The organism is Fundidesulfovibrio magnetotacticus, from assembly GCF_013019105.1.
Taxonomy (GTDB): Bacteria; Desulfobacterota; Desulfovibrionia; order Desulfovibrionales; family Desulfovibrionaceae; genus Fundidesulfovibrio; species Fundidesulfovibrio magnetotacticus.
On sequence record NZ_BLTE01000004.1, the window covers coordinates 48,520 to 66,152 of the forward strand.

Sequence of the window (17,633 nt, forward strand, 5' to 3'; positions counted from 1 at the left end):
GCGCTCCTTCTTATTCCACCACCCTGCGCGCGTGGGAGAAACACTCCGAATACCACCCGGTGAAGCGGCGCACCCGCACGCCCTCTCCGTGGGAGTCGATGATCCTGCCCTCGCCCAGCCAGAGCACCACGTGGGAGACGCGCGCGCCGCTCTTGGTGGTGATGAAGAGCAGGTCCCCCACTTTGAAGGGCTCGCCGGGCGCGAGCCTGCGCCCCGGGGCTTGGGGGCCGTCGGCCTGGGCCGAGATGAGCGAGGTGAACCCCACGCCCAGCCCGTAGTTGTAGACCCAGGACGTGAAGTTGGAGCAGTCGAGCCCCTGGCCCTCGCCCGGGTTCCAGGCGGGGATGTGGTGGTGGCGGTAAGCCAGGCCCTCGTGGCGGCGGGCCACGGCGGCGACGCGCAGGCGCTTCCAGGCCGAGGGGTCCGCGCCTTTGGGAGCTTCCACGCCCGGGTAGGTGCGCGCGCGCGGCCCCCAGGAGCCGTAGCGGCCGGAGTACCAGGCGCTCTCGGGGGCGTCGGTCTGGGGCAGACGGTCGCGCTCGGGGAAGTCGGCGGTGAGGCTGGCGGGGTCGATGGCCTGGGCCAGGGCCGTCCCCGGGGGCTGGGCGGCCCAGAACAGGCCGAGGGCGGCCAGCAGGAAGGCCGCGACGCGTGCCGAGGCGATGCGGGGGGAGGGTGCGGGCATGGCGTCTCCTTGCGTTCCCGGCGTGGCCGGGGGCCGTCAGTGCTCCAGGATCTCCTCGAACACGGCCTGGAGGTCGAATTCGTTGTAGTAGCGGCATTCCACGTCGGAGAGGGTGTCCAGGGCGCGGCGCAGCGCCTGGGCGTCTTGCGGGGCCTGCTCCATGGCCGCCTTGAAGGCGGCGCGCAGGTCGTCGAAGATCTTTCCGGCCGAGGCCTTCACGGCCTCCTTGGCCACGTACTGGGCGTACTGGCGCGAGTAGAGCTCGCAGCTTTGGGCGTCCATCCGTTTATTCCTTGGCTGGGACCACGAGCCCCAGGTCGTCGATCCTGCCTTTGAGGGGCAGTTTCACGGTGCAGGTCGCGCCTCCTGGCGTCCGCGCCAGGGAGACGTGGCCGAAAAGCTTGCGGGCGGCGGCCCGGGCGATGGGCAGGCCGAACCCCGTGCCCATGGGCTTGGTGGAGTGGAAGGGCAGAAAGAGCGAGGACGGGTCCTCCTCCGGGGGCAGGCCGCCGCTGCCCTGCACGGTGAGGTCCAGGTGGCTGGGCACGGAGGGGTCCGGGGCGCTGGCGATGGTCAGCTCGGGCCTGGCCGGGTCCATGGCCTCCAGGGCGTTGGCGAGCACCTCGCGCAGGAGCGTGGCGAGCAGGGCCGGGTCGGAGTGCACCTCGGGGCGCAGCGGGTCCAGCGCCCAGCGGGGCTCAAGCCCCTGGGGCCAGCCGGGCCGGGCCTGGAGTTCGTCGGTCAGGGAGCGCAGCAGGGGCTCCAGGGCCACGGCGGAAAAGCCGGGCTCGGAGAGTTCCACGGCGTTGAGGGTGGAGATGTCGCGGGTCATGCGTTCCAGACGCAGGGCCTCGTCGAGGATCACCTGGGCCTTTTCGCGCATGCCGGTGTCGTCGGCGGCGCGCAGGATGCGCGAGGCGGCCGCGCCGATCACCGTGAGGGGGTTGCGCGTCTGGTGGAAGAGCCCCTGAAGCACGGGCTGGGCCACGGAGTCGTGGTGGGCGGTGTGGCCGCGCACGCGCACGAGCATGCACAGGTCCAGGAGGTCCACCACTGCGGAGGCCACGGCCGGGACCTGTTCCTGGGGCACGTGGCGGCGCACGCCCCGCACGAAGTACTGGCGGCTCTTGATCTCGCCCAGCATGGTGAACTGCACGCCGATGCCGCAGCGCGCGGCGTCCGCGCCCTGCTGCCACAGCTCCCGGAGGAAGGCGTCGTCCCAGGGCCTGTGCCAGAGGGTGGAATACCAGCCCACCCAGAAGCGCTTGGACGCGCCGCCCCAGTATTCCAGGGCGAAATCCAGGTAGGCGCGGGGGGAGGCCTTGCGGAAGAGGGCGTCCAGGTACTTGCCGGCCTTGCGCCCCCGTTCGGCCAGCATGGAGGCCCAGGGCCGCAGGATCTCCAGGCGCGCCTCGTCCAGCCCGATCTCGCGGCGGAAGTACTCGAAGCGGGGCAGCGAGGGGCCTGGGGTCACGGGTGCGCTCCCGCCGGGGTCAGGGCCTGTCGGCCGGGCGCATGGACTGGGCGGCGGCGTAGCCCGAGGCCCAGGCCCAGTGGAGGTTGTAGCCGCCCAGCTGGCCGGTCACGTCCATCACCTCGCCGGTGAAGTAGAGGCCGGGCACGCCCAGGCTCTCCATGGTCTTGGAGGAGATGGCCTTGGTGTTCACGCCTCCGGCGGTGACCTCGGCCTTCTTGTAGCCCGCCACCTCCTTGGGGGTGAACTCCCAGGCGGTGAGGCGCTTCACGATCCAGGCGGCCTCCTCCTTGCGCAGCTGGGCCACGGGCTTGGCCCCGATCTCCGGGGGCACCACCATGCCCGCCAGGCGCGCCGGCAGGAGTTTGGAGAGCACCGTCTTCACCTGGGATTTGGTGTTGCGGGCTTTCTGAAGCGTCTCCTCCGGCGAGGCCGTGGGCGTCAGGTTCAGGGTGACGGGCTTGCCCGTGCGCCAGTAGGAGGAGATCTGCAGGGCCGCAGGGCCGGAGAGGCCCTTGTGGGTGAAGAGCAGGTCGTCCTCGAAGGCCGTGGCGCCCACGGAGATGCGAACGGGCAGGGAAATTCCCGAGAGGGCGGCCATGCCCCATCCGGGGCCCATCACCAGGGGGGCGAGCGCCGGGCGCGGCTCCACCAGCTCCAGCCCGAAGGTTTCGGCCACGCCGTAGCCGAAGCAGGAGGACCCGGTCTGGGGCCAGGCCAGACCGCCGGCGGCCACCACGAGGTTGGCCCCGAACACGGCCCCGCCGGACCAGAACACGCGGAAATTCTCGGTGCGTTCGATGTTCTTGATGCGCGCGCCCATGTAGAAGTGCACGCCGTGTTGCTGGCAGAGGCGTTCCAGGAGGTCGGCCACGGCCTGCGCGCCCTGGCGGCAGAAGAGCTGGCCGTGGCGCTCCTCCACGCTCGAAAGGCCGTTCTCTTCGAGGAAGGCCTTGAAGTCCAGGGCCTTGAAGCGGCTCAGGGCGGAGAGGACGAAGTGGGGGTTGTCCGAGAGGAAGTTCTCCGGCCCCACGCGGGTGTTGCCGAAGTTGCACCGGCCGCCGCCGGTGATCTTGAGCTTTTTCCCGGTCTGGTTGTTGTGGTCGAAGACGGCCACGGAGAGGCCCCTGCGGGCCGCCGTCAAAGCGCAGAACAGGCCGGATGCCCCGGCTCCGATGATCACGGCGTCGTATCCGAACATGAGGGGTGCGATACGCCATCCCGTGCCCGGGAGCAAGGCGCAAGGAGAGGCGGATCAGATGAGGCGTCTGGCCCCGGCGAAGGAGGCGTTCCAGAAGGGATCGTCCAGGGAGCCTTCCTTCACCGCGCCGGGGGTGGAGGCCGCGTGCACGAAGCGTCCGTCGTCCACGTAGATGCCCACGTGGTGTACGCCCTTTTTGCCGAAGAAGACGAGGTCGCCGGGCTTGAGGTCCTCGCGGGTCACGGGGCGTCCTTCCCGGAACTGTTCGCGGGAGCTTCGGGGCAGGTCCAGGCCGCTCTTGCCGTAGACGTAGCTGGTGAGCCCGGAGCAGTCGAAACCGCGCCGGGGGCTTTCGCCGCCGGGCACGTAGGGCTTGCCCAGCAGGGAGCGGGCCGTGCGGATGAGGGTTGCCGGGTCCGGGGGCGCGGCGGATCCGGTTTCGGGGGCGGCTCCGGGGGCCTGCGCCTGGGCTGGGCCGGTCTTGTCGGCCCTGGACGGCGCGGGCGTCGGGGATTTGGCGGCGGCTTTGTGGGCGGGGCGTCGGAGCGCCGCCAGACCGTCGGCCCAGGCGGCCAGGGCGGCCTCGTCCTTGGCGCTGAACTGGACAGGGACCGTCGGGGGGGGAAGGGGATTCGCGGGAGGAGGGGCTATGGACCCGCGCACCTCGCCGGAGGCCACGCCGCGCACCGCACTGGCCAGGGCGGGCTCGGCCGAGGCCGGGCCGGCGGTTTCCGGGCGGGGGGCGGCCCTGGACAGCACGTCCGCGAAACCGCGCGAAAGGGGGAGGAGGTCGGCGGGTTGCGCCTCCCGGAGCGGTATGGTGTTTCGCGGCGTGACGGGTCCTATGGCCATGGGGGGCCTCCAGAACCGTCAATGCATGCGCCGTGCCGAGGTGGCGGATCAGCCCAGGTCCAGCTCCAGGCCCACGGGGCAATGGTCCGAGCCCGTCACCTGGGATTCGATCCAGGCGCGCTTCACGCGTGGCCTCAACTCATCGGAAACGTAGAAGTAATCGATGCGCCAGCCCACGTTGCGGCTCCTGGCCTGGAAGCGGTAGTCCCACCAGGTGTAGTGGCCGCCGCCCTGCTCGAAGAGCCGGAAACAGTCCACGTAGCCGTGGGCGGTGAAGCGGTCCAGCCAGGCGCGCTCCTCGGGCAGGAAGCCGGAGGTCTTCTCGTTGGACTTGGGGTTTTTCAGGTCCAGCTCGGTGTGGGCGGTGTTGAAATCGCCGCAGACCACGATGGGCTTGGTGCGGCGCAGTTCCTGGGCGTGGGCCAGGAAGGCCTCGTAGTAGCCCATCTTGTAGTCCAGGCGGTCCTGTCCGCGCTGGCCGTTGGGGAAGTAGACCGTGAGGAAGTGGAACTCGGGGTATTCCAGGTGCAGAAGCCGCCCTTCGCCCCGGAAGCGCGGGTCGGGCAGCTCGGCGTTCACGGCCAGGGGCTCGCGCCGGTAGTAGGCTCCCACGCCCGAGTAGCCCTTCTTCACCGTGCAGGAGACGAAGCTGGGCCGGTAGCCTTGAACCTCCCCGAAGTCGGCCTCGTGGCCGGGCTGGATCTTGGTCTCTTGGAGCCCGGCCACGTCGGAATCCGAGGCCGACAGCCACTCGAAGAAGCCCTTGCCCGCCACGGCGCGCAACCCGTTGACGTTCCAGGAATGGAGGATCACAGGGCCGCCTCCCCGGCCGTCAGCACCCGGGCCGAGAGGGCGGACCCGTCCCAGTCCAGGCGCACGTAGCCGCCCGAGGCCAGATCGCCCGGGTTGACCACCAGCGTGCGTCCGATGCGGTCCTCCCCGCGCGCCTCGTGGATGTGGCCCGTGAGGCACACCTGGGGCTGCACCTCCTCGATGAAGGCCCGCACCGCCGGGGAGCCCACGTGCGCGCCGCCGGACAGCCGGTCCGCCGCGGTGCCTTGGGGCGGGTTGTGGCACACCAGGAGCAGGGCCTCGCGGTCCTTCACCCGGGCGTGGACCTCGCGCAGCCACTGGCCGAGCTGTTCGTCGGGGACCTCGCTGGGCGTGCCGAAGGGCGTGGGCGCGGACCAGCCCACCCCCATGGCGCACAGCCCCGGGGCCAGGCGGACCACCCGGCCGTGCAGGTTCATGCCCGAGGCCTCCAGCATCTCCTGGGCCGCCAGGCGGTCCATGTTGCCGATCTGGGCCAGCACGCGGGGATTGAGGCGCGTCACGGCCTCGATCACCCGGGAGGCCTCCTCCCGGCCGCCCCGGTTGGTCATGTCGCCGGTGACGATCACCGCGTCCGCGCCGGGCAGCTCGGGGATGCGGGCGAGGTTGGCGGTCTGGCCGTGGATGTCGCCGATGCCGATCCAGTAGGGGTGTTGGTTGGTCATGCGCGGTCCGTGGTTGGATTGGTTCTTTGCCGACGGGAGCGCCCATGATAGCAGAATGCCCCATGGCCCACAACGAAGCTACCGCCCCCCCGCCGGACAAGGCCGCCCTGCGCCGCGCCCTGCTGGCCCGGCGCGACGCCCTCCCCTCCGGGGCCGGAAGCCACGCCGGAGCGCGGGCCGCCGCGCTGCTGGAGGCCCTGCCCCGCTGGCGCGAGGCCCGCGAGGTGCTGGTGTACCTGGCCTTCCGGGGCGAGGTGGACTGTTCCGGGATCATGGAGGCCCTCTGGCGGCGCGGCGCGCGCGTGCTGGCCCCGCGCTGCCGCCCGGGAGAGCGCGGCGTGCTGGACGTGGCCTGCGTCAGCTGCCTCGAGGAGCTGGCCCCCGGGGCCTACGGCATCCTGGAGCCGGACCCCAACCGCTGCCCCGCCCTGCACGCCTTCGCCCCCGACGCGGCCCTGATCCCCGCCGTGGCCTACGACCGCCAGGGCGCGCGCCTGGGCTTCGGACAGGGCTACTACGACAGGCTCCTGGCCCGCCCAGCCCTGCGCGACACCTTTCTCGTGGGACTTGCTCACCCCTTCCAGGTGCTGGACACGCTCCCCACCGACCCCTGGGACCGCCCCGTCCACGCCGTGGTGACGCCCGAGGAGGTGCTGTTCACGGGGTGAATGCCTCCGGCGGCCAGAGAGGGCGCTGCCCTCTCTGGATTTATATGGACCCGCCCCGGAGGGAGAGCCTCCCCCCGGACCGCTTCCGAAGGGAACGGCAACCGGCACGACAACTTCAGACGCACGCGAAACCAGAGGTCGATCCATGTCCGTCACGTTCATTCCCTTCGCCTTTCCCGGCATCCCCGGCGTACGCGCCGTCTTTACCACCGCCGCCACCGGCCCGGACCGGGGCAACATCTCCCGCAACGTCCCCCACGACCCGGACGCCGTGCGCGCCAATCGGACGGGGCTGATGGAAAGGCTGGGCTTCGCCCACTGGTGCTCGCTCAAGCAGGTGCACGGCACGGACATGGCCTTCGACCCGGACCCCGTGGGGCCGGGGGACGGCTCGGTCATCGTGGCCGACGGCAGCGCCACCGACAGCCCCGGCAAGGCCCTGGTGATCAAGACAGCCGACTGCCAGCCCATCCTGCTGGCCCACAAGGACGGCCGCCACGTGGCCGCGCTCCACGTGGGCTGGCGCGGCAACGTGCTGGAGTTCCCGCAAAAGGGCGTGCGGGCCTTCTGCGAGCGCTACGGCCTGGACCCCGCCGAGCTCTCGGCTGTGCGCGGCCCGAGCCTGGGGCCTGCCATGAGCGAGTTCAAGAACTTCGAGATGGAATTCGGCGAGCGCTTCCGCGACTTCTTCGACCCCGCCACGAACACGGTGAACCTCTGGCGGCTCACCGTGGCCCAACTGCTGGAGGCGGGCCTGAAGCGCGAACGCATCTACGGCCTGGACCTGTGCACCCACAGCCTGGCGGAGTTCCATTCGTACCGGCGGGACAAGGCGGCGTCGGGCAGGCAGGCGAGCCTGGTGTGGATCGGGTGAGAGGGCGGGCACACGACAGTCTCACCTCCCCAGCTCCCTCTCGATGCTGGCTGCCTGTTCCGTCTTGCCCAGGGCCTTGAAGCAGGCCGCGAGGCCCCGGTAGAGGTCTGCGCGGGCGGCGGGGTCGCCGCCGAACTCCAGGAACGCCGCGCGCAGCGTGGCCAGGGCCTGGCGTTCGTCGCCCAGCAGGGCGTGCAGGCGCGCCTCGGCCTGGCTGAGCGCCGGGTCGCTGCGGTAGCGCCTGGCCTTGCGGCACGCCTTCAGGGCCTCGCCGGCCCGTGAGGCCGCCACCAGCCGCGTCACGCGCTCCAGCCACGTGTCGAGGGTCGTGGATGCGTCCGCCAGCGTCAGGTGCGCCAGCACCTCCAGGGGCTTGCCCCGCAGACGCTCCAGGGCGCGCGCCGGGCGCTGGATCGCGTCGTCGGGCGTGCCCTCCTGCCGGGCCTGCCGGAAGAATTCCTCCAGCGAATAGCCCTCGCGCCCCTCCACGGGCGTGGCGAAGCCCCGCTCCATCTTGGCGCAGAAGTCCTGCTGCGATTGGAAGTAGTAGTGGTTCACCTGGAGAATCTCCGCAGTGTGGTAGGAGAAGGGGCCGTCCACGGGGATGCCGTGCTCGTTCACGCAGCAGCGACCCGGCGCGTAGCCGAAATGGTGCGGCGAGCGCGGATGCGTGACCTGGGACGTGTCCACGATGGACTTCACCGTCTCGCTGCGATGCAGGGCCCGCCGGTAGGCGCTGGGGACGCTCTCGCGTGGCCGCGACAGGTGGCCGTCGGAGCCGAACATCACCCAGTGGGCGGCCAGACCAGCGCGGTCTTCGTAGTCCTGGAGGAGGTCGCGCACGTCGTCGACGCGCTTGGGCACGAGGTATTCGTCCACGTCCAGGAAGGCCGTCCAGCGGGCCTGGCCCGCGAACTGCTTGAGGTAGCTGAAATAGGCGCTCAGCTGCTGGTTCTTCGCCGCCGGGAAGGGGATCACCCGGACCAGGCCGTGTTCCACATGGCCGCGCAACAGGCGCTCCACGGGCACGGCGCTGTTGTTGTCGAACACGGTGACGCGCTCGAAGCCCACGCAGAGGTGGTAGTCCACCCAGTCGGCCAGGGTGTGCTCCTCGTCCTTGGCGATGGCGCAGATCTCGGCGTAGCGCATGGCGTGCTCCGTTCGTTGGTCTAGGCCAGGTGTGCCAGGAAGCGTTCCAGGCCGCCGATCTCCACCGCGCGGCTCGCCTGCTGCCAGGCGGGGGCCAGCACGGCCTCGCGCCGGGCCGCGTCCAGGATGCCCCGGGTCAGGCCCGCGTAGTCCGCGTTTGCGCCCAGGTAGGCGCTGCCCTGGCCCGTGGCGGCGGGCAGGGTGAGGCCCAGGAAGGCCCCCTGCAGCAGGAGCGTGTCCTTTTCGCCCATGCCCGCCGTTGCGGCGTCCCAGGCGCGCTTCACCGAGGCCGGGGCGTCCGGCGGAGGGAAGCGCCAGGTTTTGGCCTTGCCGACGGACTGGAAGCCGTCGCGGTCGATGTCGCGGGTCTGGTCCGGGGCGTAGAGCAGGTTGAGCGCCCCTTCCTTGTCCAGGCCTGTGGGGTCGATGGGGTCGGCCAGGCAGTGGATGTGTTGTACAGCGGCCAGTTCCGCCTTGGTGAGCCCTTGCAGGAAGGCCTGGGGATCGTCGTAGCCGCCCTGCGCCGCGGCCTTCCCCAGCACGCGTCGGTAGGTGTCGGCGCTGGCTTCCACGTCGCGACGGTGGTCCTCGCTGATGCCCCGGGTCAGGTAGGAGCGCTGCCAGCGCTCGAACTCGGCGATGCGTTCCGATGCCCCGGAGGCGGCAGGGTTTTCCCCGGCCCCGGCCAGTGCCTGGGCGAAGGACGCGCCGTCCGAAACGGAACGCTGCTGGCAATATCCTGAAATAATGGATGAAGATTCCTGCGTGGCGGCGGCGCTTACGGACGGCATGGAGACCTCTCGGCTACGGGTGCGAAATGATCATACGGGTGCACCTTCCATGCCCGGAAAATACGTCCGTTTCCGGTGGATCGGGCCGGTGCTGGCGCTTCCGTCACAAGACCCCTTGTCCGCCGGGTCGATCTGGAGCATAGAGAGCCGATGAACACCCTGCGCGCCCTGCTCACCGCGTCCCTGCTCTTCTGCGCCCTCCCTGCCTCGGCCCAGGTGACCACCCTGGCCCAGCAGGAGGCCGTCTGGAACCAGCTGATCCAGGCTACCGGGAGCGATCCCGCCCAAATCGCCTCCAAGGCCCTGGACTTCGTGCCCCAGTACGGCAACTGGTGCGGCACCCAGACCACGGCGGCCTCGGCCGTGCCCATCGACTGCGTGGACCAGGCCTGCAAGGAGCACGATCTTTCCGTGGCCTATTCCTCCGCCAAGGCCACCCAGGCCCAGATCGTCCAGGCCGACCGGGCCTTCATCGGCGCGCTGACCTTCTCCCAGGCCTCCACACCCTACGGCGAGCTCTACCGGACCCTGGCCGTGGACCTCTTCGAGTGGAAAACCACCTTCGAACAGGCCAACAACGTGAGCCTCGTGGTCAACTGCACGGACTGCAAAACGCTCCCGTAACCAGAGTTTCGCTTGCCAGGGGGGCATCGGGGCCTTATGGAGGGGGGCCACAAAATCCGGGGGACCCCTTCAATGAATCAGAGCGCCAACGAAAAAATCCGCAATATCGCCATCATCGCCCACGTCGACCACGGCAAGACCACCCTGGTGGACGCCATGTTCCGCCAGAGCGGCACCTTCCGCGAAAACCAGGAAATGGACGACCGCGTCATGGACTCCATGGACCTGGAACGCGAACGCGGCATCACCATCGCCGCCAAGAACTGCGCCGTGTCCTGGAAGGGCGTGAAGATCAACATCATCGACACCCCCGGCCACGCCGACTTCGGCGGCGAGGTGGAGCGCTCCCTGGTGATGGCCGACGGCGCCATCCTCCTGGTGGACTCCTCCGAGGGACCGCTGCCCCAGACCCGCTTCGTGCTGAAAAAAGCCCTGGAGCGCGGCCTGACCATCATGGTGGTGGTGAACAAGATCGACCGCAAGGACGCCCGCCCGGGCGAAGTGCTGGACGAAATCTACGACCTCTTCATCGACCTCGACGCCAACGAGGAACAGCTGGACTTCCCCGTGCTCTACGCCATCGGCCGCGAGGGCATGGCCAAGCTGAACCTTGAGGACGAAGGCAGCGACCTGACCCCCCTGTTCGACGCCATCCTGGAGCACGTTCCCGCCCCGCGTTACGACACCGCCGCTCCCTTCCAGATGCTGGTGGCGGACCTGGGCTACTCGGACTTCCTGGGCCGCCTGGCCATCGGCCGCGTGATGAACGGCGTGGCCCACCAGAACGAAACCCTGGTGTGCATGGGCGAGGGCGGCGGCGTGAACCAGCTGCGCGTCACCCGCCTGCAGACCTACCAGGGTCCCGGGCTGGTGGAGGCCGGAGAGGCCACCCCGGGCGACACCATCGTGCTTTCGGGCATCGAGGACGTGAAGATCGGCGACACCATCTGCACCGCCGCCGCTCCCAAGGCCCTGCCCCGCATCACCGTGGACGAGCCCACCGTGTCCATGAAGTTCGCCATCAACACCTCGCCCCTGGTTGGCCGCGAGGGCAAGATCGTGCAGTCGCGCAAAATTCTGGAGCGCCTGGAGCGCGAGGCCCTCTCCAACGTGGCCATCAAGGTGGAGCAGAGCGAGGAGAAGGACAGCTTCATCGTCAAGGGACGCGGCGAGTTCCAGATGGCCATCCTCATCGAGACCATGCGCCGCGAGGGCTTCGAGCTCACCGTGGGCCGCCCCGAGGTCATCTTCAAGGAAAAGGACGGCAAGCGCATCGAGCCCATCGAACGCGTGTTCGTGGACTGCGACGAGACCTTCCTCGGCGTGGTCACGGAAAAGCTCTCCATCCGCAAGGGCCGCATGGTGAACCTGGTGAACCACGGCAAGGGCCGGGTGCGCATGGAGTTCTCCGTGCCCTCGCGCGGGCTCATCGGCTACCGCGACGAGTTCCTCACCGACACCAAGGGCACCGGCATCATGAACTCCTACCTGGAGGGCTACGAACTCCACCGGGGCGACTTCCCCACCCGGTTCACCGGGTCGCTGGTGGCCGACCGCCAGGGCGTGGGCGTTACCTATGGCTTGTTCCACCTGGAGCCGCGCGGCGAGATGTTCATCACCGCGGGCGACCCGGTGTACGAGGGCATGATCATCGGCGAGCACAACCGCGACAACGACCTGGACGTGAACCCCACCAAGGAAAAGAAGCTCACCAACATGCGCGCCTCCGGCAAGGACGAGAACTGCGTGCTCACCCCCATCCGCCCCATGACCCTGGAGCGGGCCATCCACTTCGTGCGCGAGGACGAACTGGTGGAGGTGACGCCCCAGTCCATCCGCCTGCGCAAGGCCGAGCTTTCGGCCACCAAGCGCCACATGCTGCACGGGCAGAAGAAGCGCGAGAAGGCCTAGTTTCCCGGCCGCGAGGCGGCATACGGAAGAAAGCGGACGGCCCGCGCCCCTTTGGGGGCGAGGGCCGTTTCTGCGTAAGGGAGTGCAGGTATGCGGCCTGGATGGGGAATCTCTCCGCCTAGCGTCGCAGCAGCAGGTAGACCGCGCTGGTCGTCAGGTCCTCCAGGCTGTGGACGCACAGAAGCTGAGGGGGCGGGACCAGCTCGGCGGGGGCTTTCGAGGCCAGCACACGCACCGGTGTCAGTCCCGAGTCCCGGACGTGGTGGAGGAGCTGGCGCACGGTGACCCGGTTGAGGTTCAGGAACTGCTCCACCAGGTGTTTCTTGTAGGCCGCGAATTCGTTCAGGGAGTAGAGCAGGTCGCCGGTGTCGGGGGCGGCCGCGTGCTCGGGGGTGGCCTCGGCCAGGGCTGTGAAGGCGGCGGTGCTCATGAGCAGGTGTCCCCAGGGGATATCCGTGAGACGTTGCAGGTGGGACCCGTAGGGGGAGTGATAGAGCGGTTCGATCTGGATGAGGCAGAGTCCGCCGGGGCGCAGGGCCGCGCGCAGGGCCTCCAGTGCGGCCGGAATGTCGGCCAGGTGCTCGAAGACGGACCAGCTGTAGGCGGCGTCGAAGGCGCCCGGGGCAAAGGGCAGCCGACAGGAGCGATCGATCTGGACGAAGGCCAGGTTGGACGGCTGCGCGGCATGGCCCAGGTTGGCGGCCAGATGCAAGGGCAGATGGTTGAAGGACGCGGTGGTGTCCGCGCCGACCACGAATCCCAGTCCGAGCGCCGCCGCGCCGGCGGCGGTGGTGCCGTCGCCGCAGCCGAAGTCGAGAAGCCTTGCGCCGGCCAAGGGCATGAGCGTGGAGAGCATGCCGTGGATGGTCCGTGCGGCGTGGCTGTAGTGGCTCTCGAACCAGGGATCCATGGGGCGCGCTTTCCTCAGGGAAGACGGCGGGACGTCTTCAGAAGGGCCTGTGTGGAAACGTTTCGCACGCCGGATGGCCTTGGCGGCCTCAGGGGCGGCGCTCCACCGGCAGCTTCACGGTGAAGATCGTGCCGATGCCGGGCTCGGAGTCCACGTGGATCTCGCCGCCGTGCTGGCGGGTGACGATGAAGAAGGAGACCGAAAGGCCAAGGCCCGTGCCCACGCCCGGGTCCTTGGTGGTGTAGAAGGGCTCGAACACGCGGCGGCGCACGTCCTCGGGCATGCCGGGGCCGTTGTCGGCGATGTCCACGCGCACCATGCCGTCCTCGGCCCGGGCGCTCACCTCGATGCGCGGGGGGCGCTCCTTGCGCGTCTGCTGCAGGGCCTGGGCCGCGTTGCGCAGGATGTTCATGAACACCTGCTGCACCTGGGTGGCGTGGCAGGGCACGGGGGGCAGGTCCGGCGCGTAGCTTCTCACGACCTCGATACGCCGGAAATCGTAGTTCTTTTTCAGGTCGTAGTCCGTGCCGCAGAGTTCCACGGCCTTGTCCAGCAGCTGGGACAGGTCTTCCGGAGTCCTGCCCGAGTCTCCCTTGCGGCTGAACTCCAGCATGCTCGTCACGATGCCCGCCGCGCGCATGGCCGATGCCCGCACCTCTGCCAGGAAGTGGGGCACTTCGCGCTTTTCCAGGTAGGCCTCCAGGGCTTCGAAGTTCACGCCCGCCTCGCGGGCGGCGTCAAGGTTGGCCTGGGAGCAAACACAGAGCCTGCGCTGCACCACCTGGGCCGCCTGGAGGATGCCCCCCAGGGGGTTGTTGATCTCGTGGGCCATGCCGGCGGCCAGGCCGCCCAGGCTCATCATCTTTTCGGTCTGGATCATCACCTCCTGCATGCGGCGGCGTTCCGCCACGTCGCGGGCGAAGCCCAGCACATAGGGTTTGCCTTCGGTTTCGAAGCAGCTCACGTGCACGTCCACGGGGAAGGTGGAGCCGTCCTTGCGGCGGTGGATCGTCTCGAATTCAGCGTGGCGCAGGGTGAGCAGTTCCCGGGCGAAGCTGGCGAAGGATTCCGCCGAGGCCTTGGCGTCCACGTCGGCCACGCGCATGGCGAGCAGTTCCTCGCGGGAGTAGCCGGTCTGGGCGGAGGCCTCGGGGTTCACGTCCACGAGGCGTCCTTCGGTGTCCGCCAGATAGATGGCGTCGCGGGCGTGTTCCACCAGGAGGCGGTAGCGGTTCTCGCTTTCGCGCAGGGCCTCTTCGGCGCGGGCGCGCTCGAGCACCTGGCGTTCCAGGTCGGCCTTGGTGTCCAGGAGGCGTCCGGTCATCACGTTGAAGGCCTCGGCCACCGCGCGTGTTTCGCGGAAGCGGCCGCCGGCGGCGCGTGCGGTGAGGTCGCCGGCATGGATGGAGGCCGCGGTGCGCGTCAGGTCGTTCACGGGGCTCAGGAGGTGGCGGCGGGCCAGCCAGGCCAGGAGCGCGGCGGCGGCCAGGGCGGCGACGAACACCTGGGCGGTGACGACGAGGTTGCGATAGAAGGGCTTGAGGGCGTGGGCGGCGTCCTCTTCGGCCACGGCGGCGAGCACCTGGTCTCCGATGCGCACGGGGCTCGATGCGGCCACGCAAGGCATGGCCGCGGAGCCCTTCTGCACCCCGGGGCCGACCTGGGGCAGGAACACCTCGCCCGCCAGCACCTGGGAGAAGTCCGGGCTGGCCAGGATGCGTCCCCCGGTGGTGGTGATCAGGGCGGTCTGGTGGGGCAGGTCCGAGAGGGCGAGCACCAGGTCGCGCAGGACCTTGAGGCGCAACGTGGTCATGATCACGGCCCGCACCCCCCCGGAGCGCGGCTCGGGCACGGGCACGGCCATGGGCAGGAGGGGCTCGCCCACGTCGGGGTCGATGATCACCTCGCCGAAGGCGGGCATGCCGGTCTCCATGGCGGTGCGGAAGGTGGCCGAGGTTTCGGGCCTGGCGCTGGCGTGGTCCAGGGCCTTGAAGGCCGAGACGGCGGCCAGTGCGGCGCCGTCCGGGCCCATCACGCGCAGTTCGCGCAGCATGGGCATGCCGGTGGCGATCTCCAGGAGCATGGCCCGGCGGATGCGCGATTCCTGGGCGTAGAAGTCCTTGGCGCGCAGGGCGGCGAGGATTTCCCGGGCCGAGCCTCCCAGGAGCTCGCCGGTGCGCAGGGCCAGGTTGTCTGCGCGCTGGTGGTTGTAGCGGTACACGTCCTCCAGGCGGGTTTCGTAGCCCGCGAAGGTGATCAACCCCGCCAGCAACAGGATGGGCGCGGCGGCCAGGGCCAGGAAACTCCAGGACAGGGCGCGGCTCAGACGCGGCGGGGCCATGGCGCTCATTGAGGCTCCCGGAAGACGTACTGGGCGCGGTCCAGGAAGCCGTCGGGAACGTGGAGCCCGATGCGCCGTGCGGCCGCGAGATTGATGAAGAGATAGTCCTGAGCGGTCTCCACGGGCATTCCCGAGACGGGGGTTCCGTTGAGGATCTGGTTCGCCATGGCGGCGGCCTGGCGGCCCAGTTCCTCTCCCACGAAGCCGTAGCCCGTGAGCACGCCCTCGCGCACCTGCTCCATGCGCGGGGTGGAGAGCGGGATGCGCCGGGCCTCGGCCAGGGCGATGAACTCCCGGAAGCGCGACATCACCAGCCCCTCGCGGGGCATGAACACGGCCTGCGCCCTGGCGGGGACAAGGCCGCCGTTCGCGAAGAGGTCGGTGGTGTCGGAGATGGAGAGGGCCATGATCTCCACGCCGAGAACCCTGGCGCTGTCCACGAGCTGTTCCATGGAGGCGCGGGCGCTGGGGTCGTCGGGGTTGTAGGGCACGAAGACGCGGCGCGCGCCGGGGGCCAGCTCAAGGAGCTCCTGGAGCCTGCGGCCCTCGCTGGGGGCCAGGCGCACGCCCGTGAGGTTGCTCTCGGGGCGGTGGAGGGTCTCCACCACCTTGGACGAGACGGGATCGTTGACCGGCGCGAAGACCACGGGCGGGCCGCTTTCCCGGGTGGCTTCCCTGGCTGTCAGGGCGGCCAGGGTGGGCGAGGCGAAGACAAGGTCGGGCTTTTGGGCCAGGATTTCGGCCATGCGCTCCTTGAGGTCGGCGGCCGTGGCCGCGGGGGGCGGCTCCACGAAGGTCAGGTTCATGCCTTCCTTGCGGTCCAGCTTCGCGAGCTCGGCCTTGAAGCCCGCGACGGTGCTGGCGTTGTTGGCCGTGTGCTGGAGGATGCCCACCGTGTGCTGTCGTGGCCCATGGCGATCGGGAGCCTGGAGTGACACCACTGCGGCGGCCAGAACGAAGGCCAGAAAGACGGCGGTGAACATCCGTTTCATTGGGGCTCCTGAAGCAATGCGCGGACTGGCCACGAGGGAAACCACCCGATCCTTTTCAGTGGCATAGTTCAGGCCGGGACTCAACGGGAAATCAGGGCGGGTCCGGTGGCATGGGCCCGGGCGTAACCGGCCGCGCGGCATGGACGACCCCACCGCAGGAGCATCCCGTACGGGTTGCCAACTCCGGGAAAGGGTTTATAACGCATCCATGCCGCACCCAACGCACAGCCTGCCCGCTCGGGCGCTGGCCCTGCTGCTGGCCCTGGCCCTGGCTCTCCCGGCCCCCTGGAGCGCCGCCCCGGCCCGGGCCGGCATGTTCTCCTTCGACCTCAAGGACGAGAAGGAGCTGGGCGAGAAGTTCAACGTGCTCATCCGCTCCAAGCTGCCCATGGTGGAAGATTCCGAGGTGGTGGACTACGCCCGGGAGGTGGTGGAGCGCATCACGCGCCAGATGCCGCCGCAGCCGTTCCCCTTCACGGTGGCCGTGGTGCGCGACAACGCCGTGAACGCCTTCGCGGCCCCGGCGGGCTACGTGTTCGTGTTCACGGGGCTGATCCTCAGCATGGACCACGAATCCGAGGTGGCGGGCGTTCTGGCCCACGAACTGGCCCACGTGACGCAGCGCCACATCGCCAAGCGCGTGGAGCAGTCCAGCATGATCGGCATCGCCTCCATGCTGGGCGTGCTGGCGGGGTTCGCCCTGGGCGCGGCCACGGGGCAGAAGGACGCGGCCGGGGCCATGATGGTGGGCTCCCAGGCCGCCGCGCGCCAGGCCCTGCTCAACTACTCGCGCGACGACGAGCGCGAGGCCGACGAGGTGGGCATGAACTACCTCGTGAACGCAAATTACCCCCCGCGCGGGCTGCCCCAGGCCTTCGAGGTGATGCAGCGCACCAAGATATTCAAGGGCTACGGCTCCGTGCCCGCCTACCTCTCCACCCACCCCGAGATCAACGAGCGCGTGGGCTACCTTTCCGAGCGCGTGGCGCGCCTGCCCAAGAACGTGGTCTCCCGGCCCGACCGCGACGAGCGCTTCCTGCGCGTGCAGACCGTGATCCGCGCTCGCTACCAGGACCCGGGCACGGCCATCGCCTGGTTCTCGCGCAAGGGCGCGTCCATGACCAAGCTCGACCGCCTGGGCCTGGCCATGGCCCTGGGGCGCACCACCGAGAACGCCAAGGCCCGCGAGGCCTTCGAGGCGGCCCTCAAGGAGGGCGGGGACGACTCCCTCTGGCTGCGTGAGGCCGGGCGCTTCTACCTGCGCCTGCGCGACTTCCAGCGCGCCGGGAGCCTGCTCAAGCGGGCCGTGGAGCAAAACCCGCGCGACATGGTGGCCGTGGAGGGCTACGCCCTGTTCCAGGCCCAGGAGGGCAAGCGCGTGGAGGCCATGCAGCTCATGCGCCGCGTGGTGGCCTACGCCCCGGATTCCCCCGAGGTGCGCCAGCAGATGGCGCGCATCTACGGCGAAGTGGGCGACCTCTTCCAGGCCCACCTGAACCTGGCCTACTCCGCCGTCTACGCCAACGATCCCCGCCAGACCCGCATGCAGATGGAAAAGGCCAAGGAGCGCATCCGCACCGAGGACGATCGCAAGGAATACGCCAAGCTGGAGAAGGTCTACCGCGACCGCAGCGAGTACTGGCCCAAGCAGGCCATGTAGGGGTG

The 17,633-nt window shown here is 69.6% G+C and carries 17 protein-coding genes; 5 read left to right on the top strand and 12 right to left on the bottom strand.

Annotated features, from left to right (window positions below):
* Positions 1–10: 10 nt before the first annotated feature.
* The 7 genes from NNJEOMEG_RS05860 to NNJEOMEG_RS05890 are packed head-to-tail and all read right to left on the bottom strand — an operon-like array spanning position 11 to position 5,708.
* Positions 11–685: a C40 family peptidase gene (locus tag NNJEOMEG_RS05860; protein ID WP_173082279.1), complete on the bottom strand. Its 675-nt coding sequence runs from the start codon at positions 683–685 to the stop codon at positions 11–13.
* A gap of 36 nt (positions 686–721) precedes the next feature.
* Entirely contained in the window at positions 722–967 is a 246-nt protein-coding gene (locus NNJEOMEG_RS05865; protein WP_173082281.1) for a hypothetical protein, read from the bottom strand.
* A 4-nt stretch (positions 968–971) separates the two neighbouring features.
* A complete protein-coding gene (locus tag NNJEOMEG_RS05870) occupies positions 972–2,159 on the bottom strand; it encodes an ATP-binding protein (RefSeq protein ID WP_173082283.1) in 1,188 nt (395 codons plus the stop codon).
* Positions 2,160–2,178: 19 nt separating this feature from the next.
* Positions 2,179–3,360, bottom strand: coding sequence for a BaiN/RdsA family NAD(P)/FAD-dependent oxidoreductase (locus tag NNJEOMEG_RS05875; RefSeq protein ID WP_173082285.1), 1,182 nt, complete (start codon positions 3,358–3,360; stop codon positions 2,179–2,181).
* Between the two features lie 54 nt (positions 3,361–3,414).
* Complete coding sequence (locus NNJEOMEG_RS05880) at positions 3,415–4,212, bottom strand: C40 family peptidase (protein ID WP_173082287.1); 798 nt, start codon at positions 4,210–4,212, stop codon at positions 3,415–3,417.
* A gap of 48 nt (positions 4,213–4,260) precedes the next feature.
* On the bottom strand, positions 4,261–5,025 hold the full coding sequence (locus tag NNJEOMEG_RS05885) for an exodeoxyribonuclease III (protein WP_173082289.1): 765 nt from the start codon (positions 5,023–5,025) through the stop codon (positions 4,261–4,263).
* Complete coding sequence (locus NNJEOMEG_RS05890) at positions 5,022–5,708, bottom strand: metallophosphoesterase family protein (RefSeq protein WP_173082291.1); 687 nt, start codon at positions 5,706–5,708, stop codon at positions 5,022–5,024. The genes NNJEOMEG_RS05885 and NNJEOMEG_RS05890 overlap by 4 nt, the downstream gene beginning before the upstream one ends.
* Positions 5,709–5,752: 44 nt before the next feature.
* Here NNJEOMEG_RS05890 and NNJEOMEG_RS05895 point away from each other — a divergent pair, with 44 nt between their 5' ends.
* Both NNJEOMEG_RS05895 and NNJEOMEG_RS05900 read left to right on the top strand, forming a co-directional pair.
* On the top strand, positions 5,753–6,376 hold the full coding sequence (locus tag NNJEOMEG_RS05895; RefSeq protein ID WP_235956850.1) for a 5-formyltetrahydrofolate cyclo-ligase: 624 nt from the start codon (positions 5,753–5,755) through the stop codon (positions 6,374–6,376).
* Positions 6,377–6,521: 145 nt separating this feature from the next.
* The gene (locus NNJEOMEG_RS05900) at positions 6,522–7,250 is read left to right on the top strand and encodes a purine nucleoside phosphorylase YfiH/LACC1 family protein (RefSeq protein ID WP_173082293.1); all 729 of its coding nucleotides are present in this window, start codon (positions 6,522–6,524) and stop codon (positions 7,248–7,250) included.
* A gap of 21 nt (positions 7,251–7,271) precedes the next feature.
* Here the strand turns inward: NNJEOMEG_RS05900 and NNJEOMEG_RS05905 are convergent, their stop codons facing one another.
* Positions 7,272–8,399: a glycosyltransferase family 92 protein gene (locus tag NNJEOMEG_RS05905; protein ID WP_173082295.1), complete on the bottom strand. Its 1,128-nt coding sequence runs from the start codon at positions 8,397–8,399 to the stop codon at positions 7,272–7,274.
* Between the two features lie 20 nt (positions 8,400–8,419).
* Positions 8,420–9,190, bottom strand: a complete 771-nt coding sequence (locus NNJEOMEG_RS05910) for a hypothetical protein (RefSeq protein ID WP_173082297.1) — start codon at positions 9,188–9,190, stop codon at positions 8,420–8,422.
* A 150-nt stretch (positions 9,191–9,340) separates the two neighbouring features.
* On the opposite strand from NNJEOMEG_RS05910, the gene NNJEOMEG_RS05915 reads away from it, so the two are divergent.
* A complete protein-coding gene (locus NNJEOMEG_RS05915; protein ID WP_173082299.1) occupies positions 9,341–9,814 on the top strand; it encodes a phospholipase A2 family protein in 474 nt (157 codons plus the stop codon).
* A gap of 72 nt (positions 9,815–9,886) precedes the next feature.
* Positions 9,887–11,725, top strand: a complete 1,839-nt coding sequence (typA, locus tag NNJEOMEG_RS05920) for a translational GTPase TypA (protein WP_173082301.1) — start codon at positions 9,887–9,889, stop codon at positions 11,723–11,725.
* 118 nt (positions 11,726–11,843) lie between these two features.
* Here the strand turns inward: typA and NNJEOMEG_RS05925 are convergent, their stop codons facing one another.
* The 3 genes from NNJEOMEG_RS05925 to NNJEOMEG_RS05935 form a co-directional block, all read right to left on the bottom strand.
* A complete protein-coding gene (locus NNJEOMEG_RS05925) occupies positions 11,844–12,635 on the bottom strand; it encodes a methyltransferase domain-containing protein (RefSeq protein WP_173082303.1) in 792 nt (263 codons plus the stop codon).
* A gap of 88 nt (positions 12,636–12,723) precedes the next feature.
* Complete coding sequence (locus NNJEOMEG_RS05930) at positions 12,724–14,985, bottom strand: PAS domain-containing sensor histidine kinase (protein ID WP_173082305.1); 2,262 nt, start codon at positions 14,983–14,985, stop codon at positions 12,724–12,726.
* The gene (locus tag NNJEOMEG_RS05935; RefSeq protein WP_173082307.1) at positions 14,982–15,968 is read right to left on the bottom strand and encodes an ABC transporter substrate-binding protein; all 987 of its coding nucleotides are present in this window, start codon (positions 15,966–15,968) and stop codon (positions 14,982–14,984) included. The genes NNJEOMEG_RS05930 and NNJEOMEG_RS05935 overlap by 4 nt, the downstream gene beginning before the upstream one ends.
* A 208-nt stretch (positions 15,969–16,176) precedes the next feature.
* Here NNJEOMEG_RS05935 and NNJEOMEG_RS05940 point away from each other — a divergent pair, with 208 nt between their 5' ends.
* Entirely contained in the window at positions 16,177–17,628 is a 1,452-nt protein-coding gene (locus NNJEOMEG_RS05940) for a beta-barrel assembly-enhancing protease (RefSeq protein ID WP_173082309.1), read from the top strand.
* Positions 17,629–17,633 lie beyond the last annotated feature (5 nt).